The 15,504-nt window shown below is 58.7% G+C and carries 17 protein-coding genes; 8 read left to right on the top strand and 9 right to left on the bottom strand.

All coding sequences use genetic code 11. The features are described from left to right. Positions 1-25 precede the first annotated feature (25 nt). From VIN96_RS04215 to VIN96_RS04205, 3 genes are all read left to right on the top strand, one after another. A complete protein-coding gene (locus tag VIN96_RS04215) occupies positions 26-178 on the top strand; it encodes a hypothetical protein (protein ID WP_331894190.1) in 153 nt (50 codons plus the stop codon). 245 nt (positions 179-423) lie between these two features. Continuing rightward, positions 424-2,304, top strand: a complete 1,881-nt coding sequence (locus VIN96_RS04210) for a 2-oxoacid:acceptor oxidoreductase subunit alpha (RefSeq protein ID WP_331894189.1) — start codon at positions 424-426, stop codon at positions 2,302-2,304. Then, complete coding sequence (locus tag VIN96_RS04205; RefSeq protein ID WP_331894188.1) at positions 2,301-3,344, top strand: 2-oxoacid:ferredoxin oxidoreductase subunit beta; 1,044 nt, start codon at positions 2,301-2,303, stop codon at positions 3,342-3,344. Before VIN96_RS04210 ends, VIN96_RS04205 begins: the two co-directional genes overlap by 4 nt. Before the next feature lie 68 nt (positions 3,345-3,412). Here the strand turns inward: VIN96_RS04205 and VIN96_RS04200 are convergent, their stop codons facing one another. From VIN96_RS04200 to VIN96_RS04170, 7 genes are all read right to left on the bottom strand, one after another. After that, positions 3,413-3,937, bottom strand: a complete 525-nt coding sequence (locus tag VIN96_RS04200; protein ID WP_331894187.1) for a hypothetical protein — start codon at positions 3,935-3,937, stop codon at positions 3,413-3,415. Between the two features lie 13 nt (positions 3,938-3,950). Continuing rightward, positions 3,951-5,090, bottom strand: coding sequence for an FAD/NAD(P)-binding oxidoreductase (locus VIN96_RS04195; RefSeq protein ID WP_331894186.1), 1,140 nt, complete (start codon positions 5,088-5,090; stop codon positions 3,951-3,953). A gap of 66 nt (positions 5,091-5,156) precedes the next feature. Further along, entirely contained in the window at positions 5,157-5,387 is a 231-nt protein-coding gene (locus tag VIN96_RS04190; protein WP_331894185.1) for a sulfurtransferase TusA family protein, read from the bottom strand. Between the two features lie 77 nt (positions 5,388-5,464). Further along, a complete protein-coding gene (locus VIN96_RS04185) occupies positions 5,465-5,863 on the bottom strand; it encodes a hypothetical protein (RefSeq protein ID WP_331894184.1) in 399 nt (132 codons plus the stop codon). Positions 5,864-6,045: 182 nt separating this feature from the next. Further along, complete coding sequence (gene rsmD / locus VIN96_RS04180; protein WP_331894183.1) at positions 6,046-6,618, bottom strand: 16S rRNA (guanine(966)-N(2))-methyltransferase RsmD; 573 nt, start codon at positions 6,616-6,618, stop codon at positions 6,046-6,048. A gap of 7 nt (positions 6,619-6,625) precedes the next feature. Then, positions 6,626-7,591 (bottom strand): pseudouridine synthase, encoded by a 966-nt coding sequence (locus tag VIN96_RS04175; protein ID WP_331894182.1) that lies wholly within the window; start codon positions 7,589-7,591, stop codon positions 6,626-6,628. Beyond that, entirely contained in the window at positions 7,584-8,345 is a 762-nt protein-coding gene (locus VIN96_RS04170; RefSeq protein ID WP_331894181.1) for a gamma-glutamyl-gamma-aminobutyrate hydrolase family protein, read from the bottom strand. Before VIN96_RS04170 ends, VIN96_RS04175 begins: the two co-directional genes overlap by 8 nt. 76 nt (positions 8,346-8,421) lie before the next feature. Here VIN96_RS04170 and VIN96_RS04165 point away from each other — a divergent pair, with 76 nt between their 5' ends. The 3 genes from VIN96_RS04165 to VIN96_RS04155 all read left to right on the top strand — a co-directional run bounded on the left by VIN96_RS04165 (position 8,422) and on the right by VIN96_RS04155 (position 11,434). Further along, the gene (locus VIN96_RS04165) at positions 8,422-8,880 is read left to right on the top strand and encodes a nucleoside deaminase (RefSeq protein WP_331894180.1); all 459 of its coding nucleotides are present in this window, start codon (positions 8,422-8,424) and stop codon (positions 8,878-8,880) included. A gap of 136 nt (positions 8,881-9,016) precedes the next feature. Then, a complete protein-coding gene (locus VIN96_RS04160) occupies positions 9,017-9,442 on the top strand; it encodes a sulfur globule family protein (protein ID WP_331894179.1) in 426 nt (141 codons plus the stop codon). Between the two features lie 279 nt (positions 9,443-9,721). Beyond that, a complete protein-coding gene (locus VIN96_RS04155; RefSeq protein ID WP_331894178.1) occupies positions 9,722-11,434 on the top strand; it encodes an aldehyde ferredoxin oxidoreductase C-terminal domain-containing protein in 1,713 nt (570 codons plus the stop codon). A 14-nt stretch (positions 11,435-11,448) separates the two neighbouring features. Here the strand turns inward: VIN96_RS04155 and VIN96_RS04150 are convergent, their stop codons facing one another. Both VIN96_RS04150 and purD read right to left on the bottom strand, forming a co-directional pair. Then, positions 11,449-11,766, bottom strand: coding sequence for a DUF1244 domain-containing protein (locus VIN96_RS04150; protein WP_331894177.1), 318 nt, complete (start codon positions 11,764-11,766; stop codon positions 11,449-11,451). Between the two features lie 95 nt (positions 11,767-11,861). Then, a complete protein-coding gene (gene purD / locus VIN96_RS04145; RefSeq protein ID WP_331894176.1) occupies positions 11,862-13,142 on the bottom strand; it encodes a phosphoribosylamine--glycine ligase in 1,281 nt (426 codons plus the stop codon). 137 nt (positions 13,143-13,279) lie between these two features. Here purD and xseA point away from each other — a divergent pair, with 137 nt between their 5' ends. After that, positions 13,280-14,689, top strand: coding sequence for an exodeoxyribonuclease VII large subunit (gene xseA / locus VIN96_RS04140; protein WP_331894175.1), 1,410 nt, complete (start codon positions 13,280-13,282; stop codon positions 14,687-14,689). Beyond that, entirely contained in the window at positions 14,686-15,501 is an 816-nt protein-coding gene (locus VIN96_RS04135) for a M23 family metallopeptidase (RefSeq protein ID WP_331894174.1), read from the top strand. Before xseA ends, VIN96_RS04135 begins: the two co-directional genes overlap by 4 nt. The last annotated feature ends 3 nt before the right edge of the window (positions 15,502-15,504 follow it).

The following is a 15,504-nucleotide window of genomic DNA, read 5'->3' as shown; positions in this document are numbered from 1 at the left end:
GTCTTGGTAATCGTGCAGATGGGATATGGACACCTGGGCTGACCAAAACGCGATGAAAATGGCGCCGGCTGCCGCCAAAGTCATGGCTGCGATTGAAATTTCTCTCATCCAACCGAACGGAGACTTTTTCTTGGGCAACACGGGAGATGTGGACATCGCGACGATCTCTGATGAATGACCTAACCCTCTACATTGTGGCCGTAATAGATAGTATCAATTGAAAAGTTCCGTTTACAAGGGACTCCTCGGAACAAGGGTGACGCAAGTGCCGTCGCTTCGGGCTTACAACGTAATGCGCGATATGTGGCGTAGCGTGTCGCGTAGGCTTTGGGAAGACGAATATCTTAATGTGTTTTTCATGGAGATGAGCGAACATCAAAGCGGCTTTCGACAGTTTCAACATTGGCAAGAAAGACGTTCAGCGTGACTGGTTCTGCTATAGATAATTCTCGAGTTTCCCCTGTTCGCCAAACGCTCGATTCCGCCGTAGTTCGTTTTTCCGGAGATTCCGGTGACGGCATGCAGATCACCGGCGGTCAGTTCACTCTGGCGACGGCGGTGGCGCAAAACAACCTCTCGACATTTCCCGATTATCCCGCCGAAATTCGTGCGCCCACAGGCACCACGTTTGGCGTTTCCGCCTTTCAGATCAATTTCGGTTCGCGCGTGATCAAGACGGCTGGCGACGAATTCGATGTTCTGGTGGCGATGAACCCGGCGGCGCTGAAAGTTGAGCTTCCGGGGCTCAAGGTCGGCGGTATCCTGATCGTCGACAGCGGGTCCTTTCAAGAGCGCAACCTGCATCGTGCGGGCTATGGTGCAGATCCGCTTAAAGACGGCAGTCTCGAAGCCTACCGCGTTATAGAAATGGATATCTCGACACTGACGCAGGATGCCGTGAGCGCATTCGGTCTGTCGAAGAAAGAGGCATTGCGCTGTAAGAACTTCTGGACGCTGGGCTATGTCTATTGGATGTTCGATCGCGACCGCCAAGCGACCATCGATTGGCTCAAAAGAAAATTTGCATCCCGTCCCGACATTGCCGATGCCAACATTGCGGCGCTGAACGCCGGGCATGCGCTGGCGGAAACGATGGAAACCGCCGACGGCCTGCAAAGCTACACCGTGCCCCATGCGCCGGACATCGAACCGGGGCTGTATCGCACCGTCACCGGCGCCGAAGCGATGGCGTGGGGGTTGGCCGTCGGGTCCAAGTTGGCCGCGTTGCGGTTGGTGTTTTGTTCCTATCCGATCACGCCCGCCTCGCCGGTGTTGCACACGTTGTCTAAAATGATCGAACACGACATCGTCACCTTTCAGGCTGAAGACGAAATCGCCGCCGTGTGCGCCGCCATCGGTGCATCGTATGCAGGCGGCTTGGGCGTGACCTCAAGCTCGGGTCCGGGAATCTCTCTGAAAGCCGAAGCCATCGGTCTAGCCGTCAGTTCGGAACGTCCGCTGGTGGTCATCAACACCCAACGCGCCGGGCCGTCCACCGGGCTTCCGACCAAGACCGAGCAATCGGATCTGCTGCAGGCGCTCTATGGCCGCAACGGCGAATGTCCGCTGGTGGTGATCGCGGCGCGTTCGCCGTCGGACTGTTTCGAAATGGCGATCGAGGCCTGCCACATCGCCACGAAGTATCAGACCCCGGTGATGGTTTTGAGCGACGGCTACATCAGCAATGCGTCGGAGCCTTGGTTGATCCCCGATGTCGATGCGATGGAACCGTTTCCCACCGACTTGCATCAAGACGGTCCGTGTTTCGATCCGTCGATCCGCGATGCTGAGACGTTGGCGCGGCCTTGGGCGATCCCGGGCACGCCGTGTCTGGAACATCGCATCGGCGGTTTGGAAAAAAGTTTCGAGACCGGCAACATTTCCTACGACCCCGCCAACCATCAAAAGATGACCGATGTCCGCGCGGCGAAAGTCGCCGGCGTGGTGCGCGACATTCCCGATCAAGGCGTTGAGGCTGGCCCCGAAAGCGGACCGGTGGCGGTGGTCGGGTGGGGATCGACCTATGGCCCGATCAATCGGGCGGTCAGCAATCTGATCGACGAAGGTCTATCCGTCAGTCACATCCATGTGCGCAATTTGTGGCCGTTGCCCGCCAACTTAGGCGCGCTGCTGGCAGGGTTCGATCAAGTTTTGGTGCCGGAAATGAACAGCGGCCAGTTCGTCAAGGTGTTGCGCGATCAATACCTGATCGACGCCAAAGGCATCAACAAAGTGATGGGCCAGCCGTTTAAAATTCACGAACTCGAAGACGCGATCCGCGCCTATTGGGAGGCTGCACAATGAACGAAGCGACAACCGAAGCGCCGAAACTTACGGCCAAGGACTTTGCCTCGAACCAAGAAGTGCGGTGGTGTCCGGGCTGCGGCGACTATGCGATCCTCAAGGCCGTGCAAAAAACCCTCGCCGATGTCGAGGCCAAAACCGAAAACACGGTGTTCGTTTCCGGTATCGGCTGTGCATCGCGGTTCCCTTATTATATGGCGACGTATGGGTTCCACTCCATCCATGGACGCGCCCCGGCCATCGCCACGGGCATCAAGCTTGCCAATCCGGACCTGGATGTGTGGATCATTTCGGGCGATGGCGATGCGCTATCGATCGGCGGCAATCATTTCGTTCATCTGGTGCGCCGTAACGTCGATGTGCAATTTCTGTTGTTCAACAACGAGATTTATGGCCTCACCAAAGGGCAATTTTCGCCAACTTCACGGGTCGGAACACGCTCGCCGTCGTCGCCGTTGGGCTGTATTGAAAATCCGGTCTCGGCGGTCCAACTGGCGTTGGGCTCGGGCGGGCATTTCGTCGCCCGTGCCGTCGATACCGCGCAAAAGGAATTGACCGAAACCCTCAAGCGCGCCCATGCCTTCAAGGGCACATCGTTCGTCGAAATCTTCCAAAACTGCGTCGTCTACAATGACGGTGCGTTCGATGCGTTCACCGCCAAGGACAAGGCCGCCGACATGCAAATTCATGTCGAACACGGCAAGCCGTTGATATTTGGGCGCGAGCGCAACAAGGGGCTGCGCATCGTTTCCGGCGCGTTGGCGTTGGAGGTCGTGACCATCGGCGAAAACGGTGTCACCGAAGCTGATATCTTGGTGCACGATGAAACCAATAGGATGCTCGGGTGCTTGTTGGCCGACATGAACGAGCCGGAATTTCCCGTCGCCATGGGGGTTCTGTATTGCAAGCCGGGGCATATCTTCGAAGTCGAAATCCGCAAGATGGTGGAGGCCCAAACCTCCCACGCCACCACCAGTCTCAACGACGTCTTGCGCCAGGGTCACACCTGGGCCGTCGGTGGAGATGCCGACGAGGCTTAAGCAAAAAAATGCCGTGGTCCTCGAAAGAGGAACCACGGCAAAGGAGGGATGTAAAACGAAGGGAGGGCTTATCCGTTCGTTTGCGTCCCCTGCGAGTCCGTCACGTTCTTTTGCATTTTGCACGCGAACGTCATCAGGAACTTGATGGCTTGTTGCGTTTCAGGCTTGCTGAGCATGCCGATGGTCGACATCAGGCCACCACTGGATTTTTGCTGCGCTGTTTCCACCGCGGCGTCGTGCATGGCGTCAACGGTTTCTCCGGCGAATTCGGCCAGATGTTCGTTGGCGACATTGTTGATCATGGTTTCGGCCCAGATCACCAGGCGTTCCACCATCGAGTCGGTCATCGCCGAACGCGCACCGTGCAACAAGATGACGAGGTCGAACAACGTGTCGAGCGCACCCGAGCGTTGCAGCTCGGTCAAGCGGTCGATGGTGTTCATGATCGCATCTTTGGTGTCGTCGTTGTTGAGGCGATCGAGCACTTCCAATGCATTGCCGCCGGTGGTGGCCATGCGTTCGACCATGCCGTCGGTCATCGCCTCAGTAGCGGCCTGGACCAGGCGAAGGGTGTTTTCTTGAGTCTCGCTCATATCCACCACTCCCTTACAGCAAGCCGCGGGCGGACAGCCAGTACAGACGGTTGTAAGCCAGCTTGAACCAGTGGATCATCTGCGACGGTGCGCCGGGGTTCGGCGGCGTCTTGTAGTCGAACCACACGTAGGTGCCGGTCTTCATGCCGGTCTCGACGAAGCAGAACACCTTGCCGTCGTAATCGCGCGCCCAACGGCCTTCGGTGAGCAGGGACGCCAAGTTGTCGATCACGGTGTCGGCTTCGAAGTGGGCGGTGGAACCGGCCTTGGAAATCGGAATGTTGGTGGTGTCGCCACACACGAACACGTCCGTGGAACCTTCACGCAACAGCTTGGTTTTGTTGGTCGGCACCCAGCCGCCATCGCCCAAACCGGAATCGGTGATGACCTCGGCGCCGGCATGGGGCGGGATGGTGACCAGCAGGTCGTAGTCGAGCGTCACGCCTTCTTCCGAAGAGATGGTCTTGCCCGCAGGGTCGACTTCTTTGGTGTTGAAGAATGTTTCGTACTTGATGCCGTCGGCGTCCATGGCGGGTTTCGCCCATTCGGCGACCGGCTCCAGCGCGTGCAGGCGGCCGATCGGATAGGTGTAGGTGATCTCGGATTTGTCCCACAGGCCTTTGCCTTCCAGGTATTCCTTCAACATGAAGGTGATTTCCAGCGGGGCGACCGGGCATTTGTGCGGGGCGTTGACGTTGACGACGATCTTGCCGCCTTCGAACTTGTCCAGCGCGTCGCGCATCTTGCGCGCACCTTCCAGGTCGTAAAGCCAGTGTGCGCCTTCCTGCATGCCGGGAATGTTTTGCGGCATCAGACGTGAGCCGGTGGCGATGACGAGATAATCGTACTCGTGCACGGCGCCGGACTTACAGGTGACTTTTTTGTTGTCGACGTCGATGTTGGTGGCCGGATCGATGTGGAAGATCACGCGCTTATCAAGCACTTTGCGCTGCGGGCGGAACAATTCGCGTTCGCGGATCTTGCCGAACGGAACGTACAGCAGACCCGGCTGGTACATGTGGGTGTCGGTGGTGCCCAGCATGGTGATCGACACATCGCCCCTGCGCAGTTCGGTGCCGATGTGGCGGCACAGGCCGTTGGCGATGATGGTGCCGGCAAGGCCGCCGCCAACAATGAGAACTTTCTTAGACATTGAGTACCTCCCTAGAGATTTGCCCGTCACATACCCCCAGGCCGTGACGGGCCGATTGACGATGGTTTATTTCGCTTTACGCACGACCACGAACCAGTGGCCGTCTTTTTCACCGGACTCGACCGTTTCATGGCCGACTTTCGCACACCATTCCGGCACGTCCTTGGCCGTGCCTTGATCGGTGGACAGAATTTCGACTTCGTCGCCGACGTTCAAAAGTTTTAGCGCTGCGATGAGTTCCATCAGCGGGCCGGGGCAAAAAGAACCGCGGGCATCGATTACTTTACGTTCGCTCATATTGTTCTGGCCTCCTGGACCTAATTTGTCGCACCGATTGAGAAGGTGCGTTTGAGTGGATGACGGGGGGGGGTGAATTACATCGAAATCAGCTGGCCTTCCTCGGCGTCGGACAAGAACTTGGTCAAACCCATTTGGCCATCGAACAGATCGTCGACCAAATTGCTTTCGTCCCAGCCCAAAACGTCGAGCACCATGGAGCACGCCCACATGGTCATATCGCCGAGCATCTTGCCCTGGCCGAACATGTCGACCGGATCGGGGGCGTTCTTTTCGCACAATTCCGCGTTGAACGCGCTGTCCGCATAACGGGCGTTACCGCTGGCGTTTTTGTCGAACACCTTGATCGCGCCCATGGACACGAACACGTGGACCGGTCGTTCGGAGACTGCCGCAACCGAAGCGATCATCGACGCCAGCTGAAGTTTGTCGCGGTCAGAAGAACTCAGCATGATGTAAAGCGGCAGTGCGGCCATATTGGGACCTCCGTTCATAAAGGGGCGTAAGCGCAATCAGCCTAAGGGCGTTGCGGGCAAGGGATGATGGAGAATTGTTCTAAACCATTTGTGGGGGTAAAATCCACACAAAAATAGTGTAATTAATTACGTCCGAAAAATACATGATAAAAGGATAATACTATAACTCTGTGTGAAATGGCCTAGGCGACCTTGTGTCGAAACTCAAGGAACACAGCTCGTGCAGCACCGTAGGTCTTTTCCTTGACCTCCGAAAATCCGACGGGTGGAGCGAAGGCTTCGCGCGCGCCGACCTCGACCATGATCACTGCTTCGGGGGCAAGCCAGCCGCGCTCGGCCAGGGCATGAAGTGCCGGCACGCTCAGGCCCTTGTCATAAGGCGCATCCAAAAAGGCGTAGTCCACGGGTGCGTGGGGTGGGGTGCAGAGCGGGATGGCAGTCGCCTTGATGGGCAAAACGGCGCAGTGGTCGCTTTCTTTCAAGGCAATGATGTTGGCGGTTAAGGTTTTGATCGCGCCGCGGTGGTTTTCGACGAATGTGGCATGAAGCGCGCCGCGCGACAGGGCCTCCAACCCCAAAGCGCCGGTTCCGGCGAATACGTCCAGAACCCGAGCATCGCGTATGCCCGGACCGATGCTGAGATGTTCGAGCACGTTGAACATGGCTTCGCGGGCACGGTCGGATGTCGGGCGGGTGTCGCGCCCTTGCGGTGCGGCCAGGGATCGGCCCTTGTGTTTGCCGCCGACTATACGCATGGCCGGATCATGTACGTGGCTTGCGCGCGCTTGGTTTGGCTGCGCGCGGTTTGCCCGTATGCGACTTAGCCGAATGAGATTTACCCGGTGTCGCCTTGTCTGTGCGCGCCTTGTCGGCACGGGGTTTGCGTGGTTTGGGCTTTGCGTTCGGTTTGGCTTTTGCCTTTGCCCAACCGGTCTTGGTCATTTTGATCGCAGTTCCGGCACCGTCGAGCTTGCCGCCCAATTGGTCGATCATCTGGCGACGCGGCACCAATTGCACGTCGCCGCGTTGCAGATTGTCGAGGCGGAAGGGACCGTAACCGGTACGGATCAGGCGGTTTACCTGCAATTCCAAGTATTCCATCACACGGCGGATTTCGCGATTCTTGCCTTCGCTCAGCGACACGATCAGCCACGCGTTGCGCCCGGTTTTCTTTTCGATCTGGGCATTGATGGCGCCGTATTTGACGCCTTCATACGTGATGCCGTTTTGCAAAACGGCGAGCTTTTCATCATCGACGTAGCCGAACACGCGGACCCGGTAGGTGCGCACCCAATCGTTGGACGGCAGTTCCAGCTCGCGCGCCAGTCCGCCGTCGTTGGTCAGCAACAGCAAGCCTTCGGAATTCAGATCCAACCGGCCGACCGAAACAACCCGGCCGATTTCGCGCGGCAGTTGGTCGAAAACCGTCTCACGGCCCTGGTCGTCCTTGTGCGAGGTGACCAATCCCGGCGGCTTGTGATAGCGCCACAACTGCGGCTCGGCGGGGGCCGCCAAGGGTTTGCCGTCGACTACCACGGTGGTGGGGTCCGTGACCAAGGTCGCGGGGGTGTCGATGACTTTGCCGTTTACACGCACGCGACCTTCCGCGATCCAGCGTTCCGCGTCACGGCGCGAACACAGCCCCGCGCGCGCCATCACCTTGGCGATGCGCTCACCTTTGTCAGCGGCGTCATCGGTGTCGTCCGGTGCGGTATCTTGATCAGTCATTGCTGGTTTCGCGTCCTATGGCGTATTCCCGCGCGGCTTCGACGAATGCGGCGAAGATGCGCACGTCGGCGTCGGTGATTTCGAATTCGGGATGCCACTGCACGCCGAGACAAAACGTCATGTTGGTGGCTTCACAGCCCTCGATGACCCCGTCGGGGGCACGGGCGTTGATTTTTACACCCGCCGGTTCGTCGCGGGCGGCCTGGTGGTGGGCACTGTTCACTTGAATGTGAGGTTGGCCGACGATGTCGTGCAGTATGGTGCCAGGTACGATCTCCACGTCGTGGCCGACCTCGTCACGCGGGTTGGGCTGCTCGTGGGCCAAAGCATCGGGCAGTTCATGGGGAATATGCTGGATCAGCGTGCCGCCCAGCGCCACATGCAACAGCTGTTGCCCGCCGCAGATGCCCAGCACCGGCAGGTCGCGTTTCATGGCGCTTTGCAAGATCGCCATTTCGAACGCCGTGCGGTCGTCCTTGGTGCTGACGCTGTCGTGGGTGGTGGTGGCGCCGTACATGGCCGGATCGACGTCGAAATTGCCGCCGGTTATCAGCAATCCATCGATGTCGTCGGCGTAAATGTCCAAAAGGCTCGGCTCGTGAGGCATCAGCAACGGCAAGCCGCCGGCCTTGACCACCGCGGAAATGTAATTTTGGCGCAGGGCATACCACGGGAATTTGGAGTATTGCTCCGCGCCCCCGGTTTCACTGTCGAGCGGTATGCCGATAACCGGCGTGATGAGTTCTGTTGTCATAGGGCGAATGTAAGTCCCCTGACGCGCGGGAGCAAGAAGACTTGACGGAATGCGCCCGGGTCTGCACTTTCTGATTATGACGAGTTCCAGCGAAACCTACATGGAAATGGCGCTGTTGGAAGCGCAAGGCGCGTTCGAGCGTGGCGAGGTCCCGGTCGGTTGCGTGATTGTCGAGGCTGAAACCGGCACCGTTTTGGCTCGCGCGGGCAACCGCACCGAAGAACTTGACGACCCCACCGCGCACGCCGAACTGTTGGCCATCCGCGAGGCTGCAAAGCAGGCGGGCTCGGCGCGGCTGGTGGGCTGCGACTTGTACGTCACGTTGGAACCCTGCGCCATGTGCGCCACCGCGATTTCGTTCGCACGCATCCGGCGGGTCTATTTCGGTGCGTACGATCCTAAAATGGGCGGTGTGGAACATGGCCCGGCAATCTTTGCTCAACCCACCTGCCACCATAGCCCCGACGTTTATGGCGGGCTTCAAGAGAGTGTCTCGGCGGAATTGCTGCGAACGTTTTTTCGCTCCAAGCGCTAAGCGCTTAAAACGTGTCAAAGCCACTTGGCAAAATCGCCCAAGTTTTATAAATTTTCCGTGCACTTTGCATCTTCGGATTGTGGGGAGCCGCTTTCCCTCTTTCCGGATTACCTAGGAAACGTTCATGGGGGAGGTCATGCACACACCTAAATTGATGAAAATACTTGCTGTTGCCGGTCTGGTCGGCGCTTCTGCGCTGGCATCCCACGATGCCGCGGCTTGGGGCTGGGGCCCCGGTTGGGGCAATGGTTGGGGCCCTGGATGGGGTAACAATTGGAACAACAACAATTGGAACAACAACGGTTGGGGCAATGGTTGGGGCGACGGTTCCGGCGACTTCTCCATGAGCTTCAGCGGACGCGGCAATGGATCGGGCAGCGGTTACAACGGTTATAACGGCTACAACGGTTGGAACGGTTATAACGGTTACGGTCCCTACGGCTGGGCGCCGTATGGATATGCGCCGTATGGCTACGCACCCTATGGATATGCACCCTATGGATATGCACCGCCGCCCGTCGCCCCCGCAGCACCTGCGGCGCCGGCGGCCAAGGATAAGTAAGCCACAAATTCAGACGTCTTGTGCTTGAACAACGAGAAGAAGGGACGAAGCGCGGCTTCGTTCCTTCTTTTTTGTAACCTTTACATGCATGTCAATTTGGATTTGCAATGCGAGGGGGCGGTGAGGCGGAGGTGCGGTGGACAGCCGAGTTGATCTTCGCGTTGATTCACGATAAACGCTATGTCCGTTTGTCAGTCGATGCGACAAGCGAGGCTTTGGAATTGACGGCCATCGCCTATATAAGCTTCGGTCATTGTGCTTTTTCGTCTTGGAATTCTCATGCGCCAATACCTTCATTTCGACCTGAACGCTCGCTCTGTCCGCAAGGAAACGCAAAGTGGGGAGGCTCTGGCGCGCTCGGGCCGTTACCACATCGCGAAGACGCTGGTTGAACGCGGCGTGGCCACGGTTGATCCGATGTCACCTGAGAACCCTTTGATTTTTTCCGCCGGCCCCTTTGCTGGAACGAATTTTTCCAATGCCAACCGCATCAGTGTCGGCTGCAAAAGCCCGCTCACGGGTGGCATCAAGGAAGCCAATGCCGGCGGTACGTTTGCGTTTGCCATGGGCCAGCTGGAAATTTCCGGGCTGACCTTGAATGGTGCCAGTGACGATTGGGTGGTGATCCGTATTCCTAAAGATGGCGAGGTCACATTCGATGATGCGACACCCTATTTGGGCAAAGGCAACGTCGAAGCCGCCGCTATGCTGCACGAAGCTTATGGCGATAAAATCAGCATCGCCCTGTGCGGCCCGGTCGGCGAATACGGCGGCTTGATCGCGGGCATCGCCTTTTCCGATACGGACAACCGTCCCTCGCGTCTGGCGGCGCGTGGCGGCGTCGGCGCGGTGATGGGGGCTAAGAAGGTCAAGGCGATTGTCGTCGACAAGCACAAGATGCCGACGTTCCACGATCGTAAAAAGGTCATGGGAACGGTGCGCGTCTATGGCGACAAGCTTGCCGAGGACGCCAAGGTGCAGGCCCTGAGCCAGTTCGGCACCGCCATGACCGCCGATGTGATGAACCACATTGGCGCGATTCCGGTGAACAATTTTTCCATCGGTCGCGCGACCGAAGCGGAAGACAGCGTTTTCCCCATGGGGGGCGATTACATCCACGACCAAAACGTCAAGCGCGGCGGCGTTGTGTCGCATGCCTGCATGCCGGGGTGTCAGATCAAATGTTCCAACGTCTATTTCGACAAGGACGGCAAAGAAGTTGTCTCGCCGGTTGAATATGAAACCATCGGCGTGATGGGCACCAACTGCGGTTTAAGCGACCCCGACGATTTGGCGGAACTCAATTTTCACGCCAATGACCTCGGTATCGACAGTATCGAGATCGGCGCGTTGCTGGCCGTGTTGATGGAAGCGGGCGACGCCGCGTTCGGCGATCTGGCGTTCATGCATCAAGCCATGGACGATCTGCGCGTCGGCAATGAACGCGGACGCGACCTGGCCCAAGGCGTGGCGCGGGTCGGCGCGAAGCGTGGTTTGAAGCGGTTGCCGGTGATCAAAAAGCAGGCGCTGAGCGCCTACGACCCCCGCGTCGCGGAAGTCACGGCCATTTCAATGATGACCACGGCCCAAGGCGCGGACCATACGGTCGGCAACAACCCGACCTTCAACAGCACCGGCGTTTCGGTTGCGGACTTGGTGAAAGAAAGCTTCCAGCTTCAGGTTCTGTGCGCCACCAACGACAGCTTAGGCATGTGTCTGTTTGGGCGCTCGGTTACTAACGCCAGCCAACAAATGATGGTCGATGCGATCAACGACGCCTTGGGCACGGACTTGAAGGTCGAGTTTTACGAGCTTCTCGGTCTCGAGACCTTGCAGTTGGAACGGCAATTCAACATCGATGCCGGTTTCGACGAAGACGACAATGCGTTGCCGACGTTCTTCAACGACGAACCGTTGCCGCCGACCAACAAGACCTCGCGCCTGAAAGCCGCCGACGTAACCCCGGTCATCAATGAGCTGTTGAACGACTAAAGGCTTTTGGCGCGTCAGCGGTGGCCGCTGATCGCCGAATGCAGGGGCTTGGTTTCTTCGAACAGTTTGAGCTGCTCTTCGCTGGCCTTGGTCTGGTGGTTGGCTTTCCACTCGTCGATGCTCATGCCGTAAACAGCCTGAATGGCGTCGTCCTTGGACAGTTCAGCACCCTGGTTTTCGGCCGCTTCCAGCAACCACTTGTATAGGCAGTTGCGGCAAAAGCCAGACAGATTCATCAGATCGATGTTTTGCACGTCGGTGCGCTTTTGCAGGTGCGCGACAAAGCTGCGCCATGCGGCGGCTTCGAGATTGGTGCGGGTCTGCTCGTCCATGGAAAAAGCCCTTCATTCCGATCCTGGGTACACGAAAATTCAAGTACCGGGGATATAGGAACAAAGGGCTTGATGTCTAGAGGTTTGAGGCGGCGTTAAGCCTTTTCACGCTCCACCGCGCGCCAACCGATGTCGCGACGGCAAAAGCCGTCGGGCCACTCGATGGCGTCAACGGCTTGATAAGCGATGTCCTGGGCTTCCTTGACGGTTTTGCCGATGGCGGTGACGCCCAGCACGCGTCCGCCGTTGGACACCACCTTTTTGTCCTTGAACTTGGTTCCGGCATGGAAGACTTCTACGCCCTTGATGGCGTTAGCCGCGCTCAAATTGTTGATCAGGGTGCCTTTGGCGTACTTGCCGGGATAACCGTCGGCGGCCATGACCACCACCAAGGCGGTGCTTTTCTTCCATGTGATCTTGGCGTCTTTGAGATTGCCTTCGGCGCACGCCCGCAAGGCTTCCAACACGTCCGAGTTCATGCGCGCCATCAGCACCTGACATTCCGGATCGCCGAAGCGGACATTGTATTCGAGAACCTTGGGCTCGCCGTCCTTGATCATCAGGCCCGCAAACAGCACGCCTTTGTAAGGTGCGCCTTCGGCGGCCATCGCTTCAATGGTCGGCTGGATGATTTCGGCCATGATTTTTTTTTGCATCGCGGTGTCGACCACCGGAGTGGGAGAATACGCCCCCATGCCGCCGGTGTTGGGGCCGACATCGCCCTCATGTACCGCTTTGTGGTCTTGGGCTGAGCCCATGGCCACTGCGGTGGTGCCATCGACCAGGGCGAAGAAGCTGACTTCCTCACCGGGCATGAATTCCTCGATCAGCACCTCGTCGCCCGCCGCGCCGAACGCCCGTTCGATCATGATGTGGTCGATGGCGGCGAAGGCTTCGTTTTTGTTGTGACACACGATCACGCCTTTGCCGGCAGCCAACCCGTCGGCCTTGACCACCACGCCGCCTTCCATCTTCATGATGTACTCTTTCGCCGCGTCCGGTTCGTCGAACACGCCGTATTCGGCGGTGGGAATGTTGTATTTGGCCAGTAGGTCCTTCATGAAGGCTTTGGAACCTTCAAGCTGCGCCGCTTTTTTCGACGGCCCGAAAGCCTTGATGCCGACGCTTTCAAGCTTGTCGACCAAACCGTTCACCAGCGGAGCTTCGGGGCCGACGACGACGAAGTCGATCTTTTCCGATTTGGCAAACTTCACCAAACCATCGACGTCTTCGGCTTTGATCTTGACGCATTCGGCCACGTCCGCGATTCCGGCATTTCCCGGTGCGGCATAGAGCTTGTCACACTTCGGCGATTTTGCGATCGCCCAGCACAGTGCGTGCTCGCGTCCACCTGAACCTACGACCAAAACCTTCATCGGCAAAAGCCTCCCGGACTTCCTAAATGTGTATTTCTTAAAACCAACTTTTGTGTGCGACTCTTTTTGCCGCATCTCTTCGTATCATACATACTGTCTCGCGGGAGTGAACCGCAAACCGACTTAAGGCGATCTAAATGACGGAAACTGGCTTAAATGCACCGATTTTTTCGGTTTCGGAGGTTTCCAGCCACCTCAAACGGGTGGTCGAGGATTCGTTTTCGTTCGTGCGCGTGCGCGGCGAAATCTCCGGCTTTAAGCGTGCCGGGTCTGGCCATCTCTATTTTCGCTTGAAAGACGAGGGGGCGGTTCTCGACGGGGTTTGTTGGCGGGGTTCGGCGGCGCGCTTGGGCATCGAGCCCGAAGACGGTCTGGAAGTCATCGCCACCGGGCGCCTGACCACCTATCCCGGCCGATCCAACTACCAAATCGTGGTCGAGGCTATGGAGGTCGCGGGCGAAGGTGCGCTGTTGAAGCTGTTGGAAGACCGCCGCAAGAAGCTCGCCGCCGAAGGCCTGTTTGACGTCGCCGAAAAACGCCCGATTCCGATGCTGCCTGAGGTCATCGGTGTGGTCACCTCGCCCACCGGGGCGGTGATTCGCGACATTTTGCATCGTCTCAACGATCGCTTTCCGCGCCGCGTGTTGGTGTGGCCGGTGCTGGTGCAAGGCGAAGGCGCGGCAGAGCAGATCGTCAATGCGATCGCGGGGTTCAACCGCTTGAAACCCGATGGCGACATTCCCCGCCCGGACGTGCTGATCGTTGCGCGTGGCGGCGGTTCGTTGGAAGACTTGTGGGCCTTCAACGAAGAAAACGTGGTTCGCGCGGCGGCGGAAAGCGCAATCCCGCTGATCAGCGCGGTGGGCCATGAAACCGACACCACCTTGATCGATTTTGCCTCCGATCTGCGTGCCCCGACGCCGACGGCGGCCGCCGAAATGGCGGTGCCGGTACGTTCCGAGCTGATCGCCCTGGTCGAAGACGACGGTGCGCGGTTGATGCGCGCGGCGGGGCGTTTGGTGGGGGAACGCAAGACCCATCTGACAGGCCTTGCCCGCGGCCTGCCCGACCTCAACGGTCTGGTCGCCAGCCACCGCCAGCGTTTGGACGATTGGGCCGAGCGCTTGGCGGGCAGTTTGCAAACGGGACTGCACCGCCGCCATCGCCGCATGGCTGAGGTCGCGGGGTTGCTCGCTTCACCGCGCCCGCGCATCGCTTACGCCCGCGATCGTCTGGACAGTCGCGCGGACGCTTTGACGCGCGCCGGTGGGCGTTTGACCGAACCGCGTCGGCGTCATCTTGAACAAACCGCGCGGCTGCTTGACGGACTGTCTTACCAACGCGTTTTGGACCGCGGCTTTGCCTTGGTCACAGACGCCAAAGGCAAGGCGGTCACCCAAGCCAGCGACCTGGCCCCAGGCGACGATATCTCGATCAAGATGAAGGGCGGCAACGTCGGCGCACGGGTCACCGGCGACGCGCCGATGAAACCGAAGAAGGTCAAACCGCCAAAGAAGCCCGATACACGTCAAGGAAGCCTGCTGTGAGAATACTGATTGCCCTGATTGTTCTGTTCGCCGTGCCTGCCCAGGCCTTGGAGTTGCAAGGCGCGTTTAAGCAAGGTGGCTTGGTGATCGGCCATACGGCGCCCGGCGCTCAAGTGACTTTGGACGGCGAAACCGTCGATGTCGCAGCGGATGGGGCGTTCGTCATCGGTTTTGGCCGCGATGCCAAGCCGCATGCGGTGCTCAAGGTGGTGGAGCCAGGCGGCAAGATCGATGAACACGCCCTCACCATCGTTAAGCAGGACTACAAGATCCAGCGCATCGACGGCTTGCCCGCGCGCAAGGTCACGCCCAAGCCCGAGGACGTCGCGCGCATCAAGGCCGACAACGCCAAAATTTGGGGTGTGCGTGGTGCCATCAGTCCCGAATCGCGCTTTCTGTCCGGTTTTCGCTGGCCGGTGACGGGGCCAATTTCCGGTGTGTTCGGTTCGCAGCGCATCCTGAACGGCCAGCCGAAAAATCCGCACAACGGCGTCGATGTCGCCGCGCCCGAGGGAACACCCATCGTCGCCCCCGCCGACGGCGTAGTGGCGTTGGTTCACGACGATATGTTTTATACCGGCAAGACGGTGATGATCGATCACGGCCTCGGCCTTACCACCGTCTATGCGCATATGGACAGCATTGCGGTGATCGAAGGTCAGGTGGTGAGCCAAGGTGACGCCATCGGCACGGTGGGCAAAACCGGCCGCGTCACGGGGGCGCACTTGCATTGGGGCATGACGTGGAAGTCGGTGCACCTGGACCCGATGCTCGCCACCGAGCCGATGCCGAAGGCTATGTCGCAAAAATAATCA

This window comes from Magnetovibrio sp. (genome assembly GCF_036568125.1).
In the GTDB taxonomy this organism is placed as follows: Bacteria; Pseudomonadota; Alphaproteobacteria; order Rhodospirillales; family Magnetovibrionaceae; genus Magnetovibrio.
Note: the sequence above shows the minus strand (reverse complement) of the source record. Positions and strands in the feature narration are given on the sequence as shown.

Excerpts from the sequence above, each read along its gene's own strand:
- VIN96_RS04155 (WP_331894178.1), top strand. The coding sequence starts at position 9,722 with ATGCGCCAATACCTTCATTTCGACCTGAACGCTCGCTCTGTCCGCAAG.
- purD (WP_331894176.1), bottom strand. The coding sequence starts at position 13,142 with ATGAAGGTTTTGGTCGTAGGTTCAGGTGGACGCGAGCACGCACTGTGC.
- VIN96_RS04175 (WP_331894182.1), bottom strand. The coding sequence starts at position 7,591 with ATGACTGATCAAGATACCGCACCGGACGACACCGATGACGCCGCTGAC.
- VIN96_RS04150 (WP_331894177.1), bottom strand. The coding sequence starts at position 11,766 with ATGGACGAGCAGACCCGCACCAATCTCGAAGCCGCCGCATGGCGCAGC.
- xseA (WP_331894175.1), top strand. The coding sequence starts at position 13,280 with ATGACGGAAACTGGCTTAAATGCACCGATTTTTTCGGTTTCGGAGGTT.
- VIN96_RS04190 (WP_331894185.1), bottom strand. The coding sequence starts at position 5,387 with ATGAGCGAACGTAAAGTAATCGATGCCCGCGGTTCTTTTTGCCCCGGC.
- VIN96_RS04160 (WP_331894179.1), top strand. The coding sequence starts at position 9,017 with ATGCACACACCTAAATTGATGAAAATACTTGCTGTTGCCGGTCTGGTC.
- VIN96_RS04165 (WP_331894180.1), top strand. The coding sequence starts at position 8,422 with ATGACGAGTTCCAGCGAAACCTACATGGAAATGGCGCTGTTGGAAGCG.
- VIN96_RS04195 (WP_331894186.1), bottom strand. The coding sequence starts at position 5,090 with ATGTCTAAGAAAGTTCTCATTGTTGGCGGCGGCCTTGCCGGCACCATC.
- VIN96_RS04170 (WP_331894181.1), bottom strand. The coding sequence starts at position 8,345 with ATGACAACAGAACTCATCACGCCGGTTATCGGCATACCGCTCGACAGT.
- VIN96_RS04200 (WP_331894187.1), bottom strand. The coding sequence starts at position 3,937 with ATGAGCGAGACTCAAGAAAACACCCTTCGCCTGGTCCAGGCCGCTACT.
- VIN96_RS04205 (WP_331894188.1), top strand. The coding sequence starts at position 2,301 with ATGAACGAAGCGACAACCGAAGCGCCGAAACTTACGGCCAAGGACTTT.
- rsmD (WP_331894183.1), bottom strand. The coding sequence starts at position 6,618 with ATGCGTATAGTCGGCGGCAAACACAAGGGCCGATCCCTGGCCGCACCG.
- VIN96_RS04215 (WP_331894190.1), top strand. The coding sequence starts at position 26 with ATGGACACCTGGGCTGACCAAAACGCGATGAAAATGGCGCCGGCTGCC.
- VIN96_RS04185 (WP_331894184.1), bottom strand. The coding sequence starts at position 5,863 with ATGGCCGCACTGCCGCTTTACATCATGCTGAGTTCTTCTGACCGCGAC.